Genomic DNA, 1,104 nt, shown 5'->3' with positions numbered 1-1,104 from the left:
GCCGAGGAGCGTGATCGTTCGGCATTGCTGGCCTTTGGCACCCGCCGTAGAAAACAGGATGGCGCTGAACAAGACCGCGTTGGTTGAACACCTAGTAGATGCGAGCTTTCTCCAAACGCGGTCGATCTACCTCGCCAGCAATTACGCGTCTCTCAATCGCGATCTGGTATTGTAATCCTTGAGGGATTTTCGAATGCCCAACTGACCGGAGACCTTCCTGCCGACGAAAGGACCTTCGAGGCCGACAAGGAAACCGGCGCGCAACCTGTGATCTCATTCAACCAAAATATGCGCCTCTCGGGCGGCTTCGACAAAAACTTCTCTTGCAACATCGGCGGAAACGCCGCCGTTTATGGCCTGCTGGCAAGCTCTCAACGCGGACCAATGTTTTTGACTTCCTGCATCGCGCCAATTGCCTCCAAGCAAATCTAGCGCCTGTTGAGCATTCAAGAGGTTGCGAATATTTCCGCCAATGCCGGTGGTGACTGGCACCGGCTTGGAAAACCACGCTTCGTACATGATGGAACCTCAGATGGACCGCACTGCACAAAACGCGCGTGTCGACGAACGGTTTCGTTGAACAGCTATCACCGTTGCGTGAGTAGGTATGGACTGCGTCGCCGCGAAAATTGCATTCGTCACGACTCGTTTCGTAGCCTATTCAGCAGCGATGGGATGTCGGCGCCTCAGCGTAGTATTCCGCTATGACCTGTCCCGCGAGAAATTTCCTGATTTGACAGGCCACGTGAGCCCGCCTGACCGAACCAACATTCTATTAGTAACTCCTAACGTCTGTAGCGCCGTCTCGACATCGAGCAGGATTAGTGGCTCATCTTCAACGACCAGAACCGTCCCGACCATCATTTGTTAATGCCCCGCTAGTTGCGCACTACTACGCGCACAACGCGGTATAGGTTCCCACCAATTGATGTCGGGAAGCGTACGGCGCTCCCCAGCCGTGGGTGGCCTACCGGTCCTGTGGTGTTCCACTGGACCAACTCGACTTCCCTTCCCGGTCACTTCCCGCGCTGCCTTGGCGACTCCGTTGATGAGGGGTCGCCGCAACGGGTTCCGCCAATCCTTGGCGCTACTGGAGACGTGGGC

The 1,104-nt window shown here is 56.1% G+C and carries 1 protein-coding gene; it reads right to left on the bottom strand.

Annotated elements, in window-relative coordinates; translation table 11 throughout:
- Positions 1-273 precede the first annotated feature (273 nt).
- Positions 274-519 carry a DUF982 domain-containing protein gene (locus EN935_RS37270; RefSeq protein WP_127374304.1) on the bottom strand — a complete coding sequence of 82 codons (246 nt, stop codon included), beginning with the start codon at positions 517-519 and terminating at the stop codon, positions 274-276.
- Positions 520-1,104 lie beyond the last annotated feature (585 nt).

This window comes from Mesorhizobium sp. M7D.F.Ca.US.004.03.1.1 (assembly GCF_003998635.1).
Taxonomy (GTDB): Bacteria; Pseudomonadota; Alphaproteobacteria; order Rhizobiales; family Rhizobiaceae; genus Mesorhizobium; species Mesorhizobium loti.
This window is presented reverse-complemented; position numbering and strand designations above follow the sequence as displayed.

Coding starts and splice junctions, on each gene's coding strand:
- EN935_RS37270 (WP_127374304.1), bottom strand. CDS start 519: ATGTACGAAGCGTGGTTTTCCAAGCCGGTGCCAGTCACCACCGGCATT.